General features: G+C 69.0%; 18 protein-coding genes. 9 read left to right on the top strand and 9 right to left on the bottom strand.

The genetic code is table 11. From position 1 onward, the window contains the following. Positions 1–68 precede the first annotated feature (68 nt). Positions 69–956, bottom strand: a complete 888-nt coding sequence (locus BLQ74_RS23310; protein ID WP_090267277.1) for a LysR family transcriptional regulator — start codon at positions 954–956, stop codon at positions 69–71. 160 nt (positions 957–1,116) lie between these two features. Here BLQ74_RS23310 and trpB point away from each other — a divergent pair, with 160 nt between their 5' ends. After that, positions 1,117–2,322, top strand: coding sequence for a tryptophan synthase subunit beta (gene trpB / locus BLQ74_RS23305; RefSeq protein ID WP_090267274.1), 1,206 nt, complete (start codon positions 1,117–1,119; stop codon positions 2,320–2,322). Beyond that, a complete protein-coding gene (gene trpA, locus BLQ74_RS23300) occupies positions 2,319–3,125 on the top strand; it encodes a tryptophan synthase subunit alpha (RefSeq protein ID WP_090267271.1) in 807 nt (268 codons plus the stop codon). Before trpB ends, trpA begins: the two co-directional genes overlap by 4 nt. Before the next feature lie 71 nt (positions 3,126–3,196). Here trpA and BLQ74_RS23295 read toward each other — a convergent pair whose 3' ends face one another. Next, on the bottom strand, positions 3,197–4,672 hold the full coding sequence (locus BLQ74_RS23295; protein ID WP_090267267.1) for a YdgA family protein: 1,476 nt from the start codon (positions 4,670–4,672) through the stop codon (positions 3,197–3,199). A gap of 188 nt (positions 4,673–4,860) precedes the next feature. Here BLQ74_RS23295 and gloA2 point away from each other — a divergent pair, with 188 nt between their 5' ends. After that, positions 4,861–5,244, top strand: a complete 384-nt coding sequence (gloA2, locus tag BLQ74_RS23290) for an SMU1112c/YaeR family gloxylase I-like metalloprotein (RefSeq protein WP_090267264.1) — start codon at positions 4,861–4,863, stop codon at positions 5,242–5,244. A gap of 128 nt (positions 5,245–5,372) precedes the next feature. Further along, positions 5,373–6,851 carry a DASS family sodium-coupled anion symporter gene (locus BLQ74_RS23285; protein ID WP_090267261.1) on the top strand — a complete coding sequence of 493 codons (1,479 nt, stop codon included), beginning with the start codon at positions 5,373–5,375 and terminating at the stop codon, positions 6,849–6,851. A gap of 3 nt (positions 6,852–6,854) precedes the next feature. Here the strand turns inward: BLQ74_RS23285 and BLQ74_RS23280 are convergent, their stop codons facing one another. Then, the gene (locus tag BLQ74_RS23280; RefSeq protein WP_090267258.1) at positions 6,855–7,796 is read right to left on the bottom strand and encodes an AraC family transcriptional regulator; all 942 of its coding nucleotides are present in this window, start codon (positions 7,794–7,796) and stop codon (positions 6,855–6,857) included. Positions 7,797–8,105: 309 nt separating this feature from the next. Between BLQ74_RS23280 and BLQ74_RS27480 the strand changes: the two genes are divergently transcribed. Continuing rightward, positions 8,106–8,432 carry an antibiotic biosynthesis monooxygenase family protein gene (locus BLQ74_RS27480; RefSeq protein ID WP_090267256.1) on the top strand — a complete coding sequence of 109 codons (327 nt, stop codon included), beginning with the start codon at positions 8,106–8,108 and terminating at the stop codon, positions 8,430–8,432. On the opposite strand, the gene BLQ74_RS23270 is transcribed toward BLQ74_RS27480, so the two are convergent. Beyond that, positions 8,429–8,782: a DOPA 4,5-dioxygenase family protein gene (locus BLQ74_RS23270; RefSeq protein WP_090267253.1), complete on the bottom strand. Its 354-nt coding sequence runs from the start codon at positions 8,780–8,782 to the stop codon at positions 8,429–8,431. The genes BLQ74_RS27480 and BLQ74_RS23270 overlap by 4 nt on opposite strands. Next, positions 8,779–9,684, bottom strand: coding sequence for a choline sulfate utilization transcriptional regulator (locus BLQ74_RS23265; RefSeq protein ID WP_090267251.1), 906 nt, complete (start codon positions 9,682–9,684; stop codon positions 8,779–8,781). Before BLQ74_RS23265 ends, BLQ74_RS23270 begins: the two co-directional genes overlap by 4 nt. Positions 9,685–9,812: 128 nt before the next feature. Here BLQ74_RS23265 and betC point away from each other — a divergent pair, with 128 nt between their 5' ends. From betC to BLQ74_RS23250, 3 genes are read left to right on the top strand one after another with little or no spacing between them, the layout of a single operon-like run. Continuing rightward, a complete protein-coding gene (gene betC / locus BLQ74_RS23260; RefSeq protein WP_090267249.1) occupies positions 9,813–11,321 on the top strand; it encodes a choline-sulfatase in 1,509 nt (502 codons plus the stop codon). A 29-nt stretch (positions 11,322–11,350) separates the two neighbouring features. Continuing rightward, positions 11,351–12,274: a choline ABC transporter substrate-binding protein gene (gene choX / locus BLQ74_RS23255; protein WP_090267247.1), complete on the top strand. Its 924-nt coding sequence runs from the start codon at positions 11,351–11,353 to the stop codon at positions 12,272–12,274. Positions 12,275–12,281: 7 nt separating this feature from the next. After that, positions 12,282–13,838, top strand: a complete 1,557-nt coding sequence (locus BLQ74_RS23250) for a SulP family inorganic anion transporter (RefSeq protein ID WP_090267244.1) — start codon at positions 12,282–12,284, stop codon at positions 13,836–13,838. Positions 13,839–13,892: 54 nt separating this feature from the next. Here BLQ74_RS23250 and aroE read toward each other — a convergent pair whose 3' ends face one another. After that, a complete protein-coding gene (gene aroE, locus BLQ74_RS23245) occupies positions 13,893–14,714 on the bottom strand; it encodes a shikimate dehydrogenase (protein ID WP_090267241.1) in 822 nt (273 codons plus the stop codon). Positions 14,715–14,829: 115 nt separating this feature from the next. Then, positions 14,830–15,744 carry an oxygen-dependent coproporphyrinogen oxidase gene (gene hemF, locus BLQ74_RS23240; protein WP_090267520.1) on the bottom strand — a complete coding sequence of 305 codons (915 nt, stop codon included), beginning with the start codon at positions 15,742–15,744 and terminating at the stop codon, positions 14,830–14,832. 181 nt (positions 15,745–15,925) lie between these two features. Between hemF and BLQ74_RS23235 the strand changes: the two genes are divergently transcribed. After that, positions 15,926–16,903: an NADPH:quinone reductase gene (locus tag BLQ74_RS23235; RefSeq protein ID WP_090267238.1), complete on the top strand. Its 978-nt coding sequence runs from the start codon at positions 15,926–15,928 to the stop codon at positions 16,901–16,903. A 47-nt stretch (positions 16,904–16,950) separates the two neighbouring features. On the opposite strand, the gene tsaC is transcribed toward BLQ74_RS23235, so the two are convergent. Both tsaC and dprA read right to left on the bottom strand, forming a co-directional pair. Then, entirely contained in the window at positions 16,951–17,508 is a 558-nt protein-coding gene (tsaC, locus tag BLQ74_RS23230) for an L-threonylcarbamoyladenylate synthase type 1 TsaC (protein ID WP_090267233.1), read from the bottom strand. 43 nt (positions 17,509–17,551) lie between these two features. After that, positions 17,552–18,652: a DNA-processing protein DprA gene (gene dprA, locus BLQ74_RS23225; RefSeq protein WP_090267229.1), complete on the bottom strand. Its 1,101-nt coding sequence runs from the start codon at positions 18,650–18,652 to the stop codon at positions 17,552–17,554. Between the last annotated feature and the right edge of the window lie 10 nt (positions 18,653–18,662).

The following is an 18,662-nucleotide window of genomic DNA, read 5'->3' as shown; positions in this document are numbered from 1 at the left end:
GGCTCCGCCGTCACGGGCGTTCTAATGGACAGTAGTAGAGCGCCAGAGGCGCGGCAAATTGCCAGCGCTCATTCGCTCAGTTCAGCGCGCAACCACTCCGCCAGCTCGGCGGCCCGCCGGTCCGGCAAGCGTGCCGGCGCCCACAGCACCAGGCGCGCGCGGGTTTCGACGAAGCCCCAGGGCGCCGCCAGGCGGCCGGCGGCGAGATCGTCGGCGACCAGCGCCTGCGGCGCGATGGCGACGCCGAGACCGGCGACGGCCGCCTCCAGCAGGTAATAGAGATGCTCGAAGCCCTGGCCGAGCCGCAGGGCTCCGGGCGCCAGGCCGGCCGCGCGCGCCCACTCCGGCCAGGCCTGGGGACGCGAGGCCGTGTGCAGCAAGGGCTCACCGAGCAAGGCGGTGGCGGGCGCCTGGCGCAGCTCGGCGAATCGCGGATGACGCGGACTGAGCACCGGCCCGATGCGCTCGACCGCCAGCTCGAACACCTGCATGTCCGCCGGCCATGGCGGCTCGGCGAACCACAGGGTGGCATCCAGGCCGGCGCGGCGCGGGTCCAGTTCGCCCTCGCTGGCCGACAGTTGCAGACGCAGCCCGGGCAGATCGCGGTTGAGGCGGTCCAGGCGCGGAATGAACCAGCGGGCCAGCAGGCTGCCAGGGCAGCCGAGGACGAAAGGCGCATCGCTGCCGGACTGGCGCAACTCCGTGCAGACCCGGCGCAGACGCTCGAAGCTGTCGCTGGTCGCATCCCCCAGGCGGCGTCCGGCATCAGTGAGTTTTACGCCGCGCCCGTCCTTGACCAGCAGGGTCACCCCGAGCTGCTCCTCCAACTGCCGCACCTGGCGGCTCACCGCGCCGTGGGTGACATGCAGCTCGGCGGCCGCCTGGCCGATACCGCCGAGGCGCGCGGCGGCCTCGAAAGCGCGCAGGGCATTGAGCGGCGGAAGGTCACGGCTCATGGCGATCAACCTGTGAGATTTTCTGACATGTTTGGGCGATCTTATCGCTTTTCCAGCGGCCGCCACAGCCGTATCCTCAGCCCATGTCCGTAGGAGCGGGTCCGGCCCGCCAATGCGCCCATGGGGCGCTCCTACACCACAACCCCACAGGAGTCTTCCCATGTCACTGCGCACCGGTCCCGACGCCAAAGGCCTGTTCGGCCGCTTCGGCGGTCAGTACGTCGCCGAAACCCTGATGCCGCTGATCCACGACCTGGCCCGCGAATACGACAAGGCCAAGGACGACCCGGCATTCCTCGAAGAACTGGCCTACTTCCAGCGCGACTACGTCGGCCGGCCGAGCCCGCTGTACTTCGCCGAGCGCCTGACCGAGCACTGCGGCGGGGCGAAGATCTACCTCAAGCGCGAAGAGCTGAACCACACCGGCGCGCACAAGATCAACAACTGCATCGGGCAGATCCTCCTCGCCCGGCGCATGGGCAAGAAACGCATCATCGCCGAGACCGGCGCCGGCATGCACGGCGTCGCCACCGCCACCGTGGCGGCGCGCTTCGGCATGCAGTGCGTGGTCTACATGGGCACCACCGACATCGACCGCCAGCAGGCCAACGTCTTCCGCATGAAGCTGCTCGGCGCCGAGGTGATCCCGGTCACCGCCGGCACCGGCACCCTGAAAGACGCGATGAACGAAGCCCTGCGCGACTGGGTGACCAACGTCGACAGCACCTTCTACCTGATCGGCACCGTCGCCGGGCCGCACCCCTACCCGGAGATGGTCCGCGACTTCCAGTCGGTGATCGGCAAGGAAACCCGCGAGCAGTTGCAGCAGAAGGAAGGGCGCCTGCCCGATTCGCTGGTCGCCTGCATCGGCGGCGGCTCCAACGCCATGGGCCTGTTCCACCCGTTCCTCGATGACGCCAGCGTGAAGATCATCGGCGTCGAAGCCGCCGGCCATGGCATCGAAACCGGCAAGCACGCGGCCAGCCTGAACGGCGGCGTGCCCGGCGTGCTGCACGGCAACCGCACCTTCCTGCTGCAGGACGAGGACGGCCAGATCATCGACGCGCACTCGATCTCCGCCGGCCTCGATTACCCCGGCATCGGCCCGGAACACGCCTGGTTGCACGACATCGGCCGCGTCGAATACACCTCGATCACCGACCACGAAGCGCTGCAGGCCTTCCACACCTGCTGCCGCCTGGAAGGCATCATCCCGGCGCTGGAGTCGTCCCACGCCCTGGCCGAGGTGTTCAAGCGCGCCCCCAACCTGCCCAAGGATCACATCATGGTGGTGAACCTGTCCGGTCGTGGCGACAAGGACATGCAGACCGTCATGCACCACATGCAACAGGAGCAGAACGCATGAGCCGCCTGCAAACCCGCTTCGCCGAACTGAAACAGCAGAACCGCGCCGCCCTGGTGACTTTCATCACCGCCGGCGACCCGGGCTACTCCACCTCGCTGGACATCCTCAAGGGCCTGCCGGAAGCCGGCGCCGACGTGATCGAGCTGGGCATGCCGTTCACCGACCCGATGGCCGACGGTCCGGCGATCCAGTTGGCCAACATCCGCGCCCTGGGCAACGGCCAGAACCTGGCCAAGACCCTGCAGATGGTCCGCGAATTCCGCGCCGGCAACGACAGCACCCCGCTGGTGCTGATGGGCTACTTCAACCCCATCCACTACTACGGCGTGGAACGCTTCATCGCCGACGCCAAGGCCGCCGGGGTCGACGGTCTGATCGTCGTCGACCTGCCGCCGGAGCACAACGAAGACCTCTGCCAGCCGGCCCAGGCCGCTGGCATCGACTTCATCCGCCTGACCACCCCGACCACCGACGACAAGCGCCTGCCGACCGTGCTCAACGGCAGCTCGGGCTTCGTCTACTACGTCTCGGTGGCTGGCGTGACCGGCGCCGGCGCGGCGACCCTGGAACACGTCGAGCAGGCCGTTGCGCGCCTGCGTCGTCACACCGATCTGCCGGTGGCGATCGGCTTCGGCATCCGCACCCCGGAACACGCCGCGAGCATCGCCCGGCTGGCCGACGGCGTGGTGGTGGGTTCGGCGCTGGTGGACAAGATCGCCAACGCGCAAAGCTCCGCCGATGCGGTGCAGGGCGTGCTCGGCCTGTGCCGCGAACTGGCCGAAGGCGTGCGTAACGCGCGCTGAGGCAGACGCCGGAAATGCAAAAGGCGGCCATCGGGCCGCCTTTTTCTTTTCCGCGGCATGCGCGCGCCGGTTCACTCCGCCTGTTGCAGGCCCAGCCCCTGGGCGGAACCGAGGACGAAGGCGACGAACTGCTGCACGCTCATGTTCTGCCCGTTGAAGGTGACCTGATCGTTGGCGTAGCTCAGCGAGCTGCTCAGGCTGTCGCCCTCCAGGCGCGCCCATTTCGAGTTGAGCGCCAGGCCGCTGAACAGCTCGCTGGCGGCATCGGACTCCTGCTTAAGGGCCACCGGGTCGGGCTGGCCGCCGTCGAGGCCGCCCTTGAGCGCGACCAGGTCGCCGATCAGTGGCTTGTCGATCTTCAGCTGGGCCTTCAACGAGGCGAGCACGCTGCTGGCGACCGCCTCCGGCGAGGCGGCGGCCTGGTTCGGTTTGCGCAGATCCACCCGTAGCGACATGCGTGCCGCGCCGTGGGCGGTCTGCAGCGACAGCTCGTCCAGCGCCAGCTTCGGCGCGCCTTCCAGCAGGCGCAGGGCCTGGGCTTGCAGCTCGCTCTTCTGCACCGGAGTCAGCTCGGTGTCCAGCGGGTTGTCGCTCTTCAGGTTGGCCAGGGCGATCTGATTGTAGGTCTCGGAAAGCTGCTTGAGCGCAGCCTCGTCGAGGTCGCGGGCGCTCAGCGAAAGGGTCAGGCTGCCGACGTCCTGGCCCTGCACCGCGAGCTTGCCAAAGCGGTAGCTGACGGTCTGGTCGAGGCCCTTGGCGCCCTTGCTCAGCGACTCTTCCACCAGCATGTCGCGCAGTTCCACGGTGGGCACGCCTTCGCTCTGCACAGTCACGCGCTGCGCCTTGAAGGTGCCCGGGCCGGTGGCGAAGCCAGAGGCCATCTCCAGCTTTCGCGCGCCCAGCTCCATACCACGCAGCTCGATGCGCACCGGCTTGCCGGAGGCGGGATCGGCACTGGTCAGGTCCAGCTCGGCCAGTTGGCCGGCGACCTGCACGTCGGTGTTGTCGGCCGAGATGCTGAAGCTAAGCTGGGTCGGCGACAGGCGCAGGACGTCATTCTTGCCGCTGAAGTTCAGCGCGGCCATGGCCAGCTCGCCGGTCTGGCGACGGTCGTAGCCGATGGTCAGTTCGCCGCTGAGCGGCATCTGCCCGGCGGCGGCGCTGAACAGCGGCTGGGCGAACGGTGTCTGTTCCAGGCTGAAGTGGCTCTGCGCCATGACCGGCGCCAGTTGCCCACGGGCCAGGCGCGAGAGCGGGAAGGGACCGTGTTCGAGGCGGTCGGTGAACACCAGGGTGCGCGGCGCCTGGCCTTTTTCGCCAGCCAGGCTGAGCTGGTAGCGCGCGGTGCTGGCGAACAGGCCGCGCTCGATGCCCAGCAGGCTGAAGCTGACCTCGGAATCGGGCGCCAGCTCCTTCATCTTCGCGTTGGCCTCGGCGAGGCTGAGGTTCACTTCCTGTTCGACGCGTGTGCCGGTGTACCAGGCGCCGGCCACGGCGAGGCCGGCGATGGCCAGGGGAATGGCGAGGGCGAGGGTGGATTTCTTCATGCTGCTTCCTTTCGAGTGCGGCCGTACGGGGACATCCTGTCAGCCGTGGTTGAATTGGCGCCGGCACTCTAGCAGCCACACCCCGGACGCTCCAGCCTCGCCGGCGACGGGCGGCGATTCGCCGTCATTGACCGCGCGCCCACGGCTGGCAGGATAGAGCGCCCCCTCCGCGAAAGACCGCATTGCCCATGAAGTTGCACAGCGTCCATCACGTCGCCCTGATCTGTTCCGACTATGCGCGCTCGAAGCGCTTCTACTGCGACATCCTCGGCCTGCGCGTGGTCGCCGAAACCTACCGCGCCGCCCGCGACTCCTGGAAGCTCGACCTGGCCCTGGGCGACACGCAACTGGAGCTGTTTTCCTTCCCCGGCGCACCGCCACGGCCGTCCTATCCGGAAGCCCAGGGCCTGCGCCACCTGGCCTTCGCGGTGGAGGATGTGGAGGCCGCGGCGGCCGAGTTGCACGCCCAGGGTGTGCTCTGCGAGCCGATCCGCCGGGACGAGCTGACCGGTAAACGCTTCACCTTCTTCGCCGACCCCGACGGCCTGCCGCTGGAACTCTACGAGCGCTGAGGCGGCCGGCGAGCCGCGGCGCAGAGCAGCCGAAGGGCTTTGCCCGGCGCTGATCTACCTCAAGTTGCGTGCTTGCGCCGCGGGCTAGATTGACTGCCTGACAGACCCACCCAGACCCTGGAGGCAGCATGCCGGCTCAATCCGCAAGCCCACCCACCTTCCGCCTGCCCTGGGGCCTGCTGTGCGGCCTGGCGGTGGCCGTCGCCATCCTCCTGCTGCCGGCCCAGGCCGGTCTGCCGCTGGCCGGTCAGCGCATGCTCGGCATCCTCGCCTTCGCGGTAATCGTCTGGATCAGCGAATCGGTGTCCTACGAGGTCAGCGCCATCATCATCCTGGCGCTGATGGCCTTCCTCCTCGGCAGTGCGCCGAGCCTGGCCCATCCGGAGCAGTTGATGGGCACCAAGGACGCCCTGGCGCTGGCCCTCGGCGGCTTCGCCAACTCGGCGCTGGCGTTGGTCGCCGCCGCGCTGTTCATCGCCGCGGCCATGACCCACACCGGGCTGGACAAGCGCATCGCGCTCTACACCCTGTCGCGGGTCGGCGCCAGCACCCACCGGGTGCTGATCGGCGCCACCCTGGTGACCATCCTGCTCAGTTTCATCGTGCCCAGCGCCACCGCGCGGGTCGCCTGCGTGGTGCCCATCATCATGGGCGTGATCGCCGCCTTCGGCGTCGACAAGCGCTCGTCCTTCGCCGGCGGCCTGATGATCCTGGTGGCCCAGGCCACCAGCATCTGGAACGTCGGCATCCAGACCTCGGCGGCGCAGAACCTGCTGACCACCGGCTTCATGCAGAAGCTGCTCGGCCAATCGGTGACCTGGCTCGACTGGCTGATCGCCGGAGCGCCCTGGAGCATCCTCATGTCGCTGGTGCTCTACGCGGTGATCCTCAAGGTGATGCCACCGGAAACCGAGCGCATCGAGGGCGGCAAGGAAGCGGTGCGCAAGGCGCTCGGCGAACTCGGGCCGATGACCCGCAACGAACGCAAGCTGCTCGCGGTGTCCTTGCTGCTGCTGGGCTTCTGGGCCACCGAGGGCAAGCTGCACGACTTCGACACCGCCTCCACCACCCTGGCCGGCCTGGCGCTGCTGATGCTGCCGGGCATCGGTGTGATGAGCTGGAAAGAGGCGCAAGCGCGCATTCCCTGGGGCACGGTGATCGTCTTCGGCGTCGGCATCAGCCTCGGCGGGGCGATCCTCGCCACGGGCGCCGGAGGCTGGCTGGCCAAGCTACTGGTCAGCTTCCTGGGCATGGAAGGCTTGTCGCCGTTCTGGGTCTTCGCCTTGCTCGCGCTGTTCCTGATCCTTATCCATCTCGGCTTCGCCAGCGCCACCGCGCTGACCTCGGCGATGCTGCCGATCATGATCGCGCTGCTGCAGCAGCTCGGCGGCGAGATCAAGCCGCTGGGCATGAGCATGCTGCTCGGCTACGTGGTCAGCTTCGGCTTCCTGCTGCCGATCAACGCACCGCAGAACATGGTCTGCATCGGCACCGAGACCTTCACCTCCAAGCAGTTCCTGCGCACCGGCATCTGGCTGACGCTGATCGGCTACCTGCTCATGCTGCTCTGCGCCGCCACCTGGTGGCGCTGGCTCGGCTGGATCTGAGGCTCAGGCCGGCAGCGCCTGCGCACCGAGGGCGCTGCGCAAGCTGGCCAGGTCGCGCAGCGGCGGCGCGCCGAACAGGCGGCTGTATTCGCGGCTGAACTGCGACGGGCTTTCGTAGCCGACGCGGTGCCCGGCCACCGCCACTTCCAGGCCTTCGGAAAGCATCAGCCGGCGCGCCTCCTGCAGACGCAGTTGCTTCTGGTACTGCAACGGGCTGAGCGCGGTGACTTCCTTGAAACGGTGGTGCAGGGTCGAGGGGCTGAGGTTGACCTCGCGGGCCAGGTCCTCGATGCGCAGTGCCTTGTCGAAGTTGCGATTGAGCCATTCGATGGCGCGGGTCACCCGGTGCGTCTGGCTGTCGGTCATGGCCAGGTCGTGCAGCAGGTGGCCCTGCGGCCCGCGCAACAGGCGGTAGAGAATCTCGCGGATGTACAGCGGCGCCAGCATGGCGATGTCGCGCGGGCTGTCGAGCAGGCGCATCAGCCGCAGCAGGGCGTCGAGCACGCAGGTGTCCAGGCGTTGCAGGTACAGGCCGCGCGCGGCGGGGCGGGGGGTGCTGCCGACGAGGCCGGCCTCGGCGATCAGCCGGGTCAGCTCGCCGGGGTCGATGTCCAGGCGCAGCGCCAGGTAGGGCTTGTCCGGCGAGGCTTCGGTCACCTGCCCGGAAACCGGCAGGGTCACCGACACCACCAGCAGGTTGAGTTCGTCGTAGCGGTACAGCTCCGAGCCCAGGCGCACGTCTTTGCTGCCCTGGGCGATCACGCACAGCGCCGGGCGATAGAGGGTCGGCATGCGCCCCTCGCTGGGCGAGTCGCTGCGGGCGACCAGCAAGGAATCGACGGCGGTTTCATACACGCCTTCGCTGGGGCAATGGCGCTGGATGATGTCCGCCAGCTCCTGCCGGCTGGCGGCGACCGAATCGTGCGGGGAAAGCGGCTGGGACATACGCGGACCTCCGGTTGCGGCGTCGGACAGCTTACGCCCGGGCGCGCACGAGGGGTGCGACAGAACGACGAGCGCTGGAGGATCAGGCAAGCAATCGGCAGGAATGGACAAGCGCAACGCCCCGGCAAGCGTCAAAGATGCTCAGGCCAGAGCCTGGCAAGGCCGTCTCGCGGGCAGTTCGGCGAGCAGCGCAGGATCAGGCAAAAAGCCGGCAGCATCCGGCTAACCCCGCCGCGCCCCCGGCACTTACCCTGGGTGTACTGGGCCCCGTTCCGTTCAGCACGGCCCAGGTTAGCGGAGGACACCTGCATGGACAGTCGACAACCGATCGAACACCACCTACTGATCCACTCCCGCCCAGGCCATGAAACGCAGCTCGCCGTCCTGCTCGACCGCCTGATCAGCGCCGCGCACCAGTTGCCCGGCTGCCAGGCCTATGAGGTGCGCCTGCCAGCCACCAGCCGCGATGTCTGGCGCCTGCGCGGGCGCTGGGATGACGCCGCCTGCCTGGAGGCCTACCTGGCCCTGCCGGCGCAGCAACTGCTCGGCGAGATCCTGCAACACCACTGCCTGAGCCTGCACACGCGCATCGACGAACCCTTGGCCGCCCTGCAGCCCTTGCGCGAAGCCAGCTAGGCCGGCGGCTGCAGGCAGCTCAGGTCCAACGGCCGGACCGCCCCCAGCCAGATCGCCCGATCGCGGTGATCCACCAGGTCGTCCCCCGTCAGCGGGTGGATGAACACCACCAGCCCGCCGCGGTGCAACGCCAGCCAGGGCACCAACTCAGCGAACACCGACGGCGCGAAGGCCAACTGGCAGCTCCAGTCCGGATGCGGGCCGACAGGTTTCTGGTGTACCCGGCCCATCTGCAGCGGGAAGCGCCGCGCCGCTTCCTCGCAGAGGGCGCGGGCCTGCGCCAGAGTCTCGGCGGCGAAATAGACGTGGGCGTGATAGCCGTGGATGGCAATCTCGGGGTAGGGGTTCATTGCGGCTCGGGGCCTCCTTCCAGTTCGGCGCGCAGCCAGTCGACGAAGGGCTGCACCAGGCGCGCGCGCCGTTTGCGTTCGGGCAGCACAGCGTAATAGCCGAAACGCGAGCAGGCATGTTCGACGATGGGCCTGCACAGCAGGCCCTGGTCGATCGGCTCATCGACCAGATGGCGCCAGCCGATCGCCACGCCCTGCCCGGCGATGGCCGCCTGCACCAGCAGGGTGTAGTTGTCGAAGCGCAACCCGGCGGACTCCGCCGGCTGCTGGATGTCCAGGGCGCGGAACAGCGCCGGCCAGTCGAACCAGCGACTCAGCGCCTCGGACTTCAGGTGCAGCAGCGGCAGCCGCGCCAGCTCCTCGCGCGGCAACGGCAGCGCGCGGCCTTCCAGCAGGCGCGGGCTGCACACCGGAAACACCTCTTCGCTGAACAGGCGCAGTGCCTCGCCGTGCTTGAAGCGCCCGTCGCCGAAGGCAATCGCCACGTCCACATCGCTGCGCAAGACGTTGGGGCTGCGCTCGCTGCTGAGCAGGCTGACATCCAGTTCGGGGTGGGCCTGGCGAAAACGCGGCAGGCGCGGCATCAGCCAATAGGCGGCGAAGGCGAAATCGGTGGCCACCTGCAGCACTTCCTGGCTGCGCCGGGCGCTGACCGCGGCGATGCCGGCATCCAGCTCGGCCAACCCGGCCTGCACATGGCGTTGCAGCAGCACACCACTGTCGGTGAGGACGATGCCGCGGTGCACGCGGTCGAACAGGCGCACGCCGAGCAGGCGCTCCAGGCGCTTGATCTGCTGACTCACCGCCGGCTGGGTGCTGCCCAGCTCGGCGGCGGCGGCGGTGAAGCCTTGCTCGCGCGCCGCGCACTCGAACACCCGAAGCAGCTCCAGGGGCAGGTTCATGTGCGCCCATGGCATAAGCTGACGTTATCCGAAGCATGTCTGGCCATGCGCTTTACCCTCGATTGGCGCGGCAGGAAACTCATCCACAGCACTATCCCATAACATTCGTGCATAGGATAAGTCCCGCCATGCCACGTCCGAACATCCTCTTCATCATTGCCGACCAGATGGCCGCGCCGCTGCTGCCACTGCATGATCCGGCCTCGCCGATCCGCATGCCCAACCTGATGCGCCTGGCCGAACGCGCGGTGGTCTTCGACTCGGCCTACTGCAACAGCCCGTTGTGCGCCCCCTCGCGCTTCACCCTGGTCAGCGGGCAACTGCCGACGAAGATCGGCGCCTGGGACAACGCCGCCGACTTCGCCGCGGACATCCCCACCTACGCCCACCACCTGCGCCGCCTGGGCTACCGCACGGCGCTGTCGGGCAAGATGCATTTCTGCGGCCCGGACCCGTTGCACGGCTACGAGGAACGCCTGACCAGCGACATCTACCCGGCCGACTATGGCTGGGCGGTGAACTGGGACGAGCCGGACCTGCGCCCGAGCTGGTACCACAACATGTCGTCGGTGCTGCAAGCCGGTCCCTGCGTGCGCACCAACCAGCTGGATTTCGACGAGGAGGTGGTGTTCAAGGCCCGCCAGTACCTCTACGACCACGTCCGCGAGCACGCCGGACAGCCGTTCTGCCTGACCGTGTCGATGACCCACCCGCACGACCCCTACAGCATCCCGGCGCAGTACTGGAACCTGTACCGCGACCAGGACATCCCGCTGCCGCAGGTGCAACTGGCGCAGGACGAGCAGGACCCGCACTCGCAGCGCCTGCTCAAGGTCATCGACCTGTGGGACAAGCCACTGCCGGCGGAGAAGATCCGCGATGCCCGCCGCGCCTATTTCGGTGCCTGCAGCTATGTCGACGGACAGATCGGCGCGCTGCTGGCAACCCTGGAGGAATGCGACCTGGCCGAGGACACCCTGGTGGTGTTCTGCGGCGACCACGGCGACATGCTTGGCGAGCGCGGCCTCTGGTACAAGATGCACTGGTTCGAGATGGCCGCCCGCGTGCCGCTGCTGATCCACGCCCCGCAGCGCTTCGCCGCGCGCCGGGTCAGCGAGTCGGTATCGACCCTCGACCTGCTGCCGACCCTGGTCGAACTGGCCGGCGGCGAACTGCCGGCCGAACTGGCGCTGGACGGCCAGTCGCTGCTGGCGCACCTGCAAGGGCAGGGCGGACACGATCAGGTGATCGGCGAATACACCGCCGAAGGCACCCTCAGCCCGCTGATGATGATTCGCCGCGGCGCCTACAAATTCATCTACTCCGAGCAGGACCCGTGCCTGCTCTACGACCTGCGCAACGACCCGCACGAGCTGGAGAACCTGGCCGGCTCCGCGCAACACCAGGCGCTGTTGCAGGCCTTCCTCGCCGAGGCACGCGAGCGCTGGGACATCCCGGCGATCACCGCCCGCGTGCTGGCCAGCCAGCGGCGCCGGCGCTTCGTCGCCGACGCCCTGAGCCGCGGCAAGCGCACCAGCTGGGACCACCAGCCCTTCGTCGATGCCAGCCAGCAGTACATGCGCAACCACATCGACCTCGATGACCTGGAGCGCCGCGCCCGTTATCCACACCCCTGATCTTTCACAACACGCTGAAGGGAACGAGCATGACCAAGCTACCCGCATTGCTGTTAGCCGCCGCCCTGGCACTGGCCGGGAAGGGCGTCCACGCCGAGGACGCCGCCTGCGCCACCGTCAAGCTGGCCGATCCGGGCTGGACCGACATCGCCGTGACCAACGGCATCGCCAGCTTCCTGCTCGACAGCCTCGGCTACCAGGCCAAGGTCGATACCCTCTCGGTGCCGATCATCTACGGCGGCCTGCGCGACGGCCAGGTCGATGCCTTCCTCGGCAACTGGATGCCGGCGCAGCAGAGCTACCACGACAAGTTCGTCGCCAGCGGCCAGGTCCAGCGCTTGGCGAAGAACCTCGACGGCACCGAGTTCACCCTCGCCGTGCCGACCTACGTGTGGAACGCCGGGGTGCGTAGCTTCGCCGATCTCGGCAGGCACGCCGGGCAGTTCGAGCACAAGCTCTACGGCATCGGCTCGGGCGCGCCGGCCAACCAGTCGATCGAGAAGATGATCGCCGCCAACGAGTTCGGCCTCGGCGACTGGAAGCTGGTGGAGTCCGGCGAACAGGCGATGCTCGCCGAGGTCGGTCGCGCGGTGAAGCGCGGGCGCTGGATCGTCTTCCTCGGCTGGACCCCGCACCCGATGAACGTGCAGTACGACATGAAGTACCTCAGCGGCGGCGACAGGTACTTCGGCGCCAGCGGCAGCGTCTACACCCTGACCCGCAAGGGTTACGCCGAGCAGTGCCCGAACAGCGGCCGGCTGCTGGCCAACCTGGCCTTCGAGCTGCCGATGGAGAACGCCATCATGGCCGATATCCTCGAAAAGAACGTCGCCAACCCGGACGCCGTGAAGGGCTGGATCAAGGCCAACCCGCAGGTCCTCGGCAAGTGGCTGGACGGGGTCAAGAGCCGTGACGGCGGCGATGCCCTGGCCGCCGTCCAGGCCAGGCTGTGAGCCGTCGATGGGCCGCCTGCAACGCCTGCTGCCGTTCCTCGACTGGCTGCCCGGCCTCGGCCCACGCGCGATCGGCAAGGACGCCTGGGTCGGCCTCGGCGGTGCGGTGCTGGCCCTGCCGCAGTCGATCGCCTACGCGCTGATCGCCGGACTGCCGCCGCAATACGGGCTCTACGCGGCCATGCTGCCGGTGGCGGTGGCCTGCCTGTGGGGCTCGTCGCGGCACATGGTCGGCGGGCCCACGGCGGCCATCTCGGTGGTGCTCTACACCACGCTGGCGCCCTTGGCGCCGCCCGGCAGCGCCCAGTACATCGAGTACGTGCTGCTGCTGACATTCCTCGCCGGACTGTTCCAGTGGAGCCTGGGCGCGCTGCGCGTCGGCGTACTGGTGAACTTCGTCTCGCACTCGGTGCTGCTCGGCTTCACGCTTGGCGCCGCGCTGGTCATCGCCCTCGGCCAGTTGCCCTATCTGCTTGGCGTGGCAGTGCACGGCCGGGGCAGCGCCATGGAGGCGGCGCGCTTGCTGCTGGCGCGCCTGGGCGAGTGCGACCCGGCGTCCCTGGCCATCGGCCTGCTCGGCCTGGCGGTGAGCCTGCTGTGCCGCTGGTTGCGGCCGCGCTGGCCGGCGCTGCTGCTCGGCCTGCTGGTCGCCAGCCTGCTGGCCTGGGCGCTGCCGGCGCGCTTTGCCGGGGTGGCGCGGGTACAGGCCTTCAGCGCTGCGCTGCCGCCCTTCAGCCCTTTGCATTTCGATGCCGGCGCCATTGCCCAGCTGCTGCCTGGCGCCCTCGCCTGCGGCATGCTCGGACTGGTCACCAGCCTGTCCATCGCCCGCGCCCTGGCCGGTCGCAGCCAGCAGCCGCTGGACAGCAACCGGGAGGTGCGCGCCCAGGGCCTGTCGAACCTGCTCGGCCCCTGGTTCTCCGGCAGCCTCTCGGCGGGCTCCTTCACCCGCTCCGGGCTGAACCTGGACAGCGGCGCGCGTTCGCCGCTGGCCGGGGTCTTCTCCGCCGCCTGGGTGGCCGCGCTGGCCTGGCTCGGCAGCCGCTCGCTGGCACAGATACCGCTGCCGGCGATGGCCGGCGGCATCCTGCTGATCGCCTGGGGCCTGGTCGATCGCCCGGCCCTGCGCGCCCTGTGGCGCGGCAGCCGCAGCGAATTCGCGGTGATGGCCGCGACCGCCGTGGCGACCTTGCTGCTGCCGCTGCAGAACGCCATCTACGCCGGAGTCCTGGCCTCGCTGCTGGTCTACCTCAAGCGCACCTCGCAGCCGCGCGTGCAACGCTGGGAAGGGCCGGGCGAAGAAATCCTGCGGGTCGAGGGATCGATCTTCTTCGGCGCCTGCGACTACCTGCAACGCCTGATCCAGCGCAGCTCCGCTCGCCGCCTGGTGCTGGACGCGCAACACGTGAACTTCATCGACTTCGCCGGCGCCCATATGCTCCAGCAGGAAGCCCGCCGCCTGGTCGGCGAAGGTCGCCACCTGGTCCTGCGCAATGCCCGTCCACGGCTGCGCGACGAGCTGGCCCGGCAGATGGGCGAGGGCACGGCATTGCAGGTGGAGTAGGGCGCATAACGCCCCCGGCGTTATCCGCCGATGCTGCCCACCAACACCGCCGAACTACGCCGCCATCAGCCGGCGCAGCTCATCCAGCACCGGCCGCGAATCAGGGCGCACGCCACGCCACAGCAGGAAGGCTTCGGCCGCCTGCTCCACCAGCATGCCCAGGCCATCGATGCAGCGCGCCGCGCCCTGCTCGGCGGCCCAGCGATTGAACGCGGTGGAGTCCTTGGCGTACATCATGTCGTAGCAGACCGTGTGCCCCGGGCGGATCAGCCCCGGGTCGATCGGCGGCAGCTCGCCGGCCAGGCTCGCCGAGGTGCCGTTGACGATCAGGTCGAAGGGCTCGTCGCGCAGGTCGAAACCACCGGCGCGCACCTCGCCGAGGTCGGCGAATTCACGTGCCAGTTGCTCGGCTTTCTGCACGGTGCGGTTGAGCACCACCAGCGCCGCCGGGCGTTCGCCGAGGAAGGGTTCGAGGATGCCGCGCACCGCGCCGCCGGCACCGAGCACCAGCACGCGCCTGGCGCTCAGGGGCACACCGGCGTTCACCGTCAGATCGCGGGTCAGGCCGGCGCCATCGGTGTTTTCGCCGAACAGGCGACCATCGGCGAGCTTCTTCAGGGTGTTCACCGCGCCAGCGCGGCGTGCGCGCTCGCTCAGTTCGTCGCAGAGGCGGTAGGCGTCTTCCTTGAACGGCACCGTGACGTTGGCGCCCAGGCCCTCGGCGAAGAATGCCCGCGCGGCCCCGGCGAAATCGTCCAACGGCGCCAGCACGGCGTCGTAGCGCATGACCTGGCCGGTCTGCTCGGCGAACAGGCGATGGATCAGCGGCGATTTGCTGTGGCCGATGGGGTTACCGAAGACGCAATAGCGGTCCATGGGAAATCCTGGAGAGTTTTTTCTTGTGGATGATGTCGCTGGGGCTCGCCACGCTCAACACCCTCCTACGCACGCCAGTGGCCCCGTAGGAGGGGAGGAAGCTGGGCGATCCCCGTCACGCGCCGGCGAGCCAGTCGCGGTCCTGCAGGAAGTACTCGGTCAGGCGCGCTTCTTCGCTGCCCGGCTCGGGTTTCCAGTCGTAGCCCCAGCGCACCTGCGGCGGCAACGACATGAGGATCGACTCGGTGCGCCCGCCGGACTGCAGGCCGAACAGGGTGCCACGGTCGTAGACCAGGTTGAACTCGACGTAGCGGCCGCGGCGGAATTCCTGGAACTCGCGCTGCTTCTCGCTGAAGGGCATGGCCTTGCGCTTGCGCACGATCGGCAGGTAGGCCTCGATGTAGGCATCGCCGATGGCGCGCAGGAAGGCGAAGCTGGTGTCGAAGTCCCACTGGTTGAGGTCGTCGAAGAACAGTCCGCCGATACCGCGCGGCTCGTTGCGGTGCTTGAGGTGGAAGTAGCGGTCGCACCATTCCTTGTAGCGCGGGTAGACATCCTCGCCGAAGGGCGCGCAGGCGTCGCGGGCAACCCTGTGCCAGTGCACGCAGTCTTCTTCGTTGGCGTAGTAGGGGGTCAGGTCGAAGCCGCCGCCGAACCACCAGACCGGCTCTTCGCCTTCCTTCTCGGCGATGAAGAAGCGCACGTTGGCGTGGGAGGTCGGCACGTGCGGGTTGTGCGGGTGGATCACCAGCGACACGCCGAGGGCCTGGAAGCCACGCCCGGCCAGCTCCGGACGGTGCGCGCTGGCCGAAGGCGGCAGACCGGCGCCGAACACGTGGGAGAAGTTCACTCCGCCTTTCTCGATCACCGCGCCATCAGCGATCACCCGGGTGCGGCCACCGCCACCCGCCGGACGCTGCCAGGCGTCTTCGACGAAGCGGGTGCCGCCGTCCTCGGCTTCGAGCGCGGCGCAAATGCGGTCTTGCAGGTCGAGCAGGTAGGCCTTCACGGCCTCGATACGGTCGGTCACGGAATCACCTTGGAGCGGGAAAGCCGCACGGCGCTTGGGCCGCAGGCCGAACAAAGGGGCGGCAAGCATAGCATTGCCGACCGCCAACTCGCGCTTGACGGCGATCAACAGGGCGGTTTGGATGAAGGCCTTTGCCCAAAGCGGCGCCATCCCTTGGCGCCGCGCGTTTCAGGAGATCGACATGGCCAAGCGTATCCAGTTCGCCCGCACCGGCGGCCCGGAAGTCCTCGAATACCTCGATTACCAGCCGGCCGAGCCCGGCCCGCAGCAGGTGCGCGTGCGCAACCGCGCCATCGGCCTGAACTTCATCGACACCTACTTCCGCAGCGGACTCTATGTGGCGCCGGCGCTGCCATCCGGGCTGGGCACCGAGGCTGCCGGCGAGGTGGACGCGGTGGGCAGCGCGGTCACCGACTTCAAGGTCGGCGACCGCGTCGCCTATGCCACCGGCCCGCTGGGTGCCTACAGCGAGCTGCATGTACTGCCGGCGGCCAATCTGGTCGAGCTGCCGGAGGCGATCAGCTTCGAGCAGGCCGCGGCGGTCATGCTCAAGGGCCTCACGGTGCAGTACCTGTTGCGCCAGACCTACCCGGTCCAGCCCGGCGAAACCATCCTCTGGCACGCCGCCGCCGGCGGCGTCGGGCTGATCGCCTGCCAATGGGCCAAGGCCCTTGGCGTGAAGCTGATCGGCACTGTCGGTTCGCCGGAGAAGGCGGCGCAGGCCAAGGCGCACGGCGCCTGGGCAACCATCGACTACAGCCGCGAGAACGTGGTCGAGCGGGTCCTGGAACTCACCGATGGCAACAAGTGCCCGGTGGTCTACGACTCGGTGGGCAAGGACACCTGGCCGATCTCCCTGGACTGCGCCGCGCAGCGCGGCCTGGTGGTCAGCTTCGGCAACGCCTCGGGCGCGGTGGACGGGGTCAACCTGGGCATCCTCGCGCAAAAGGGCTCGCTGTTCGTCACCCGGCCGACCCTGTTCGGCTATGCGAATACCCCGGAGCGCCTGCAGGCCATGGCCGACGAGCTGTTCGGCATGCTCACCACGGGCAAGATCAAGGTCGAGATCAACCAGCGCTACGCCCTGGCCGACGCGGCTAAGGCACAGACCGAACTGGCGGCGCGACGCACCACCGGCTCGACCATTCTGCTGCCGTGATGCCACTGGCGGATAACGCTGTCGGCGTTATCCGCCTGGCAGGCCGCTCAGGCCGGGCGCACCACCCGGCCGCTGATCAGGTCGCGGATCAGGCTGGGGTTGCGCCGCCCGCCCAGGGCGCCGCCGAGCACGCCGTCCAGCTCGCCACGGAAGTACTGCTCGATGCGCAGGCGCGTGCGCGCCGCCGGGCGCCCGGCCGGGTTGGCCGAGGTCGATACCAGCGGTCCGGTGAGGGCGCAGAGTTCGCGGACCAGCGGATGCGCGCTGACGCGCAGGGCGACGCTGGTGTGCTCGCCGGTGATCCACTCCGGCAGGCGATTCTGGTGCGGCACCAGCCAGGTATTCGGTCCCGGCCAGGTGCCGCCGAGGCGGTCCTGCCACTCCTGCGGCAGGTCGGCGAGGAGGAAGTCGAACTGGCGGATATTGTCGGCCACCAGGATCAGGCCCTTCTCCACCGGACGCGCCTTGATCGCCAGCAGGCGATAGACCGCGTCTTCGTTCCACGGATCACAGCCCAAGCCCCAGACCGCCTCGGTCGGATAGGCGATCACGCCACCATCCCGGACTACCTTGGCCATTCGCCGTACCCGCCAACTACTGATCATCGAGAAACTCCCACCGAACACGAATGCGCGGCAGTTTACGTGCTCAACGGGCTCGATGCATCCAGACACCCGCCTCGCAGACCACCTCCCCGGCGACTTCCAGCTCGGTGAGTGCCGCCAGCACCTGCGGCAAGGTGCAACCACTGCTCGCCGCCAGTGCCTCGCTGCTCTGCGGCGCCGCGCGCAGCAAGGCCAGCAGCGGGTGGATCGGCGTCTCCGGGGCCGGCGCCGGGGCGCCTTGGCTCCAGCCGCGCAAGCCTTCGAGGATGTGCTCGATGCTTTCCACCAGGGTCGCGCCCTGGCGGATCAGCTCATGGCAACCACGGGCACCGGGGTGATGGATGGAACCGGGGATGGCATAGACCTCGCGTCCCTGCTCGGCCGCCATCCGTGCGGTGATCAGCGAGCCGCTGGAGGGGCTCGCCTCGACCACCAGCACGCCGAGCGAGAGGCCGCTGATGATGCGGTTGCGTCGGGGGAAGTTGGCCGCGTGCGGGGCGCAGTCCAGCACCAGCTCGGAGAGCAGGGCGCCGCCCTGTTCCGTGATGCGCCGGGCCAGGTCGCGGTGCCGGCTGGGGTAGATGCGCTCCAGGCCGGTGCCGAGCACCGCCAGGGTCTGCCCGCCGGCCGCCAGGGCGCCCTCGTGGGCGGCGCCGTCGATGCCCAGGGCCAGGCCGCTGGTGATGGCGAATCCCCCCTCAGCCAGGGCGCGGGCGAAGGCGCGCGCGCAGTCCAGCCCCGGCCGGCTGGCGCGACGGCTGCCGACCACGGCCAACTGTGGACGCTCCAGTGCCTGCGGATCGCCCTGGACGAACAGCAGCGGCGGGGCATCGGCCAGCTCGGCGAGCAGGGCGGGATAGCCCGGGTCGTCCCACATCAGCAGGTGTCGCCCCGGCGCCTCCAGCCAGCGCAGGGCGTGGGACGCGCTGTCACGCACACGGGCGCTGCGGCGCGCCTCGGCGCAGCCGCTCGGCATGCCCAGCGCGCGCCAGGCGCTGGCTGGCGCGCTGAGGGCGGCGGACGCCGAGGAAAAGGCCGCGAGCAGGCCGGCGAAACGTCGGGGACCGATCTCGGGCAACGCATGCAGGCGCAGGCGCGCTTCGAGTTCGGCGGGAGATCGGCAAGCGGAGGGGGCGAGGGACATGGCGGCATTC

The organism is Pseudomonas panipatensis, assembly GCF_900099785.1.
Classification (GTDB): domain Bacteria; phylum Pseudomonadota; class Gammaproteobacteria; order Pseudomonadales; family Pseudomonadaceae; genus Pseudomonas; species Pseudomonas panipatensis.
Note: the sequence above shows the minus strand (reverse complement) of the source record. Positions and strands in the feature narration are given on the sequence as shown.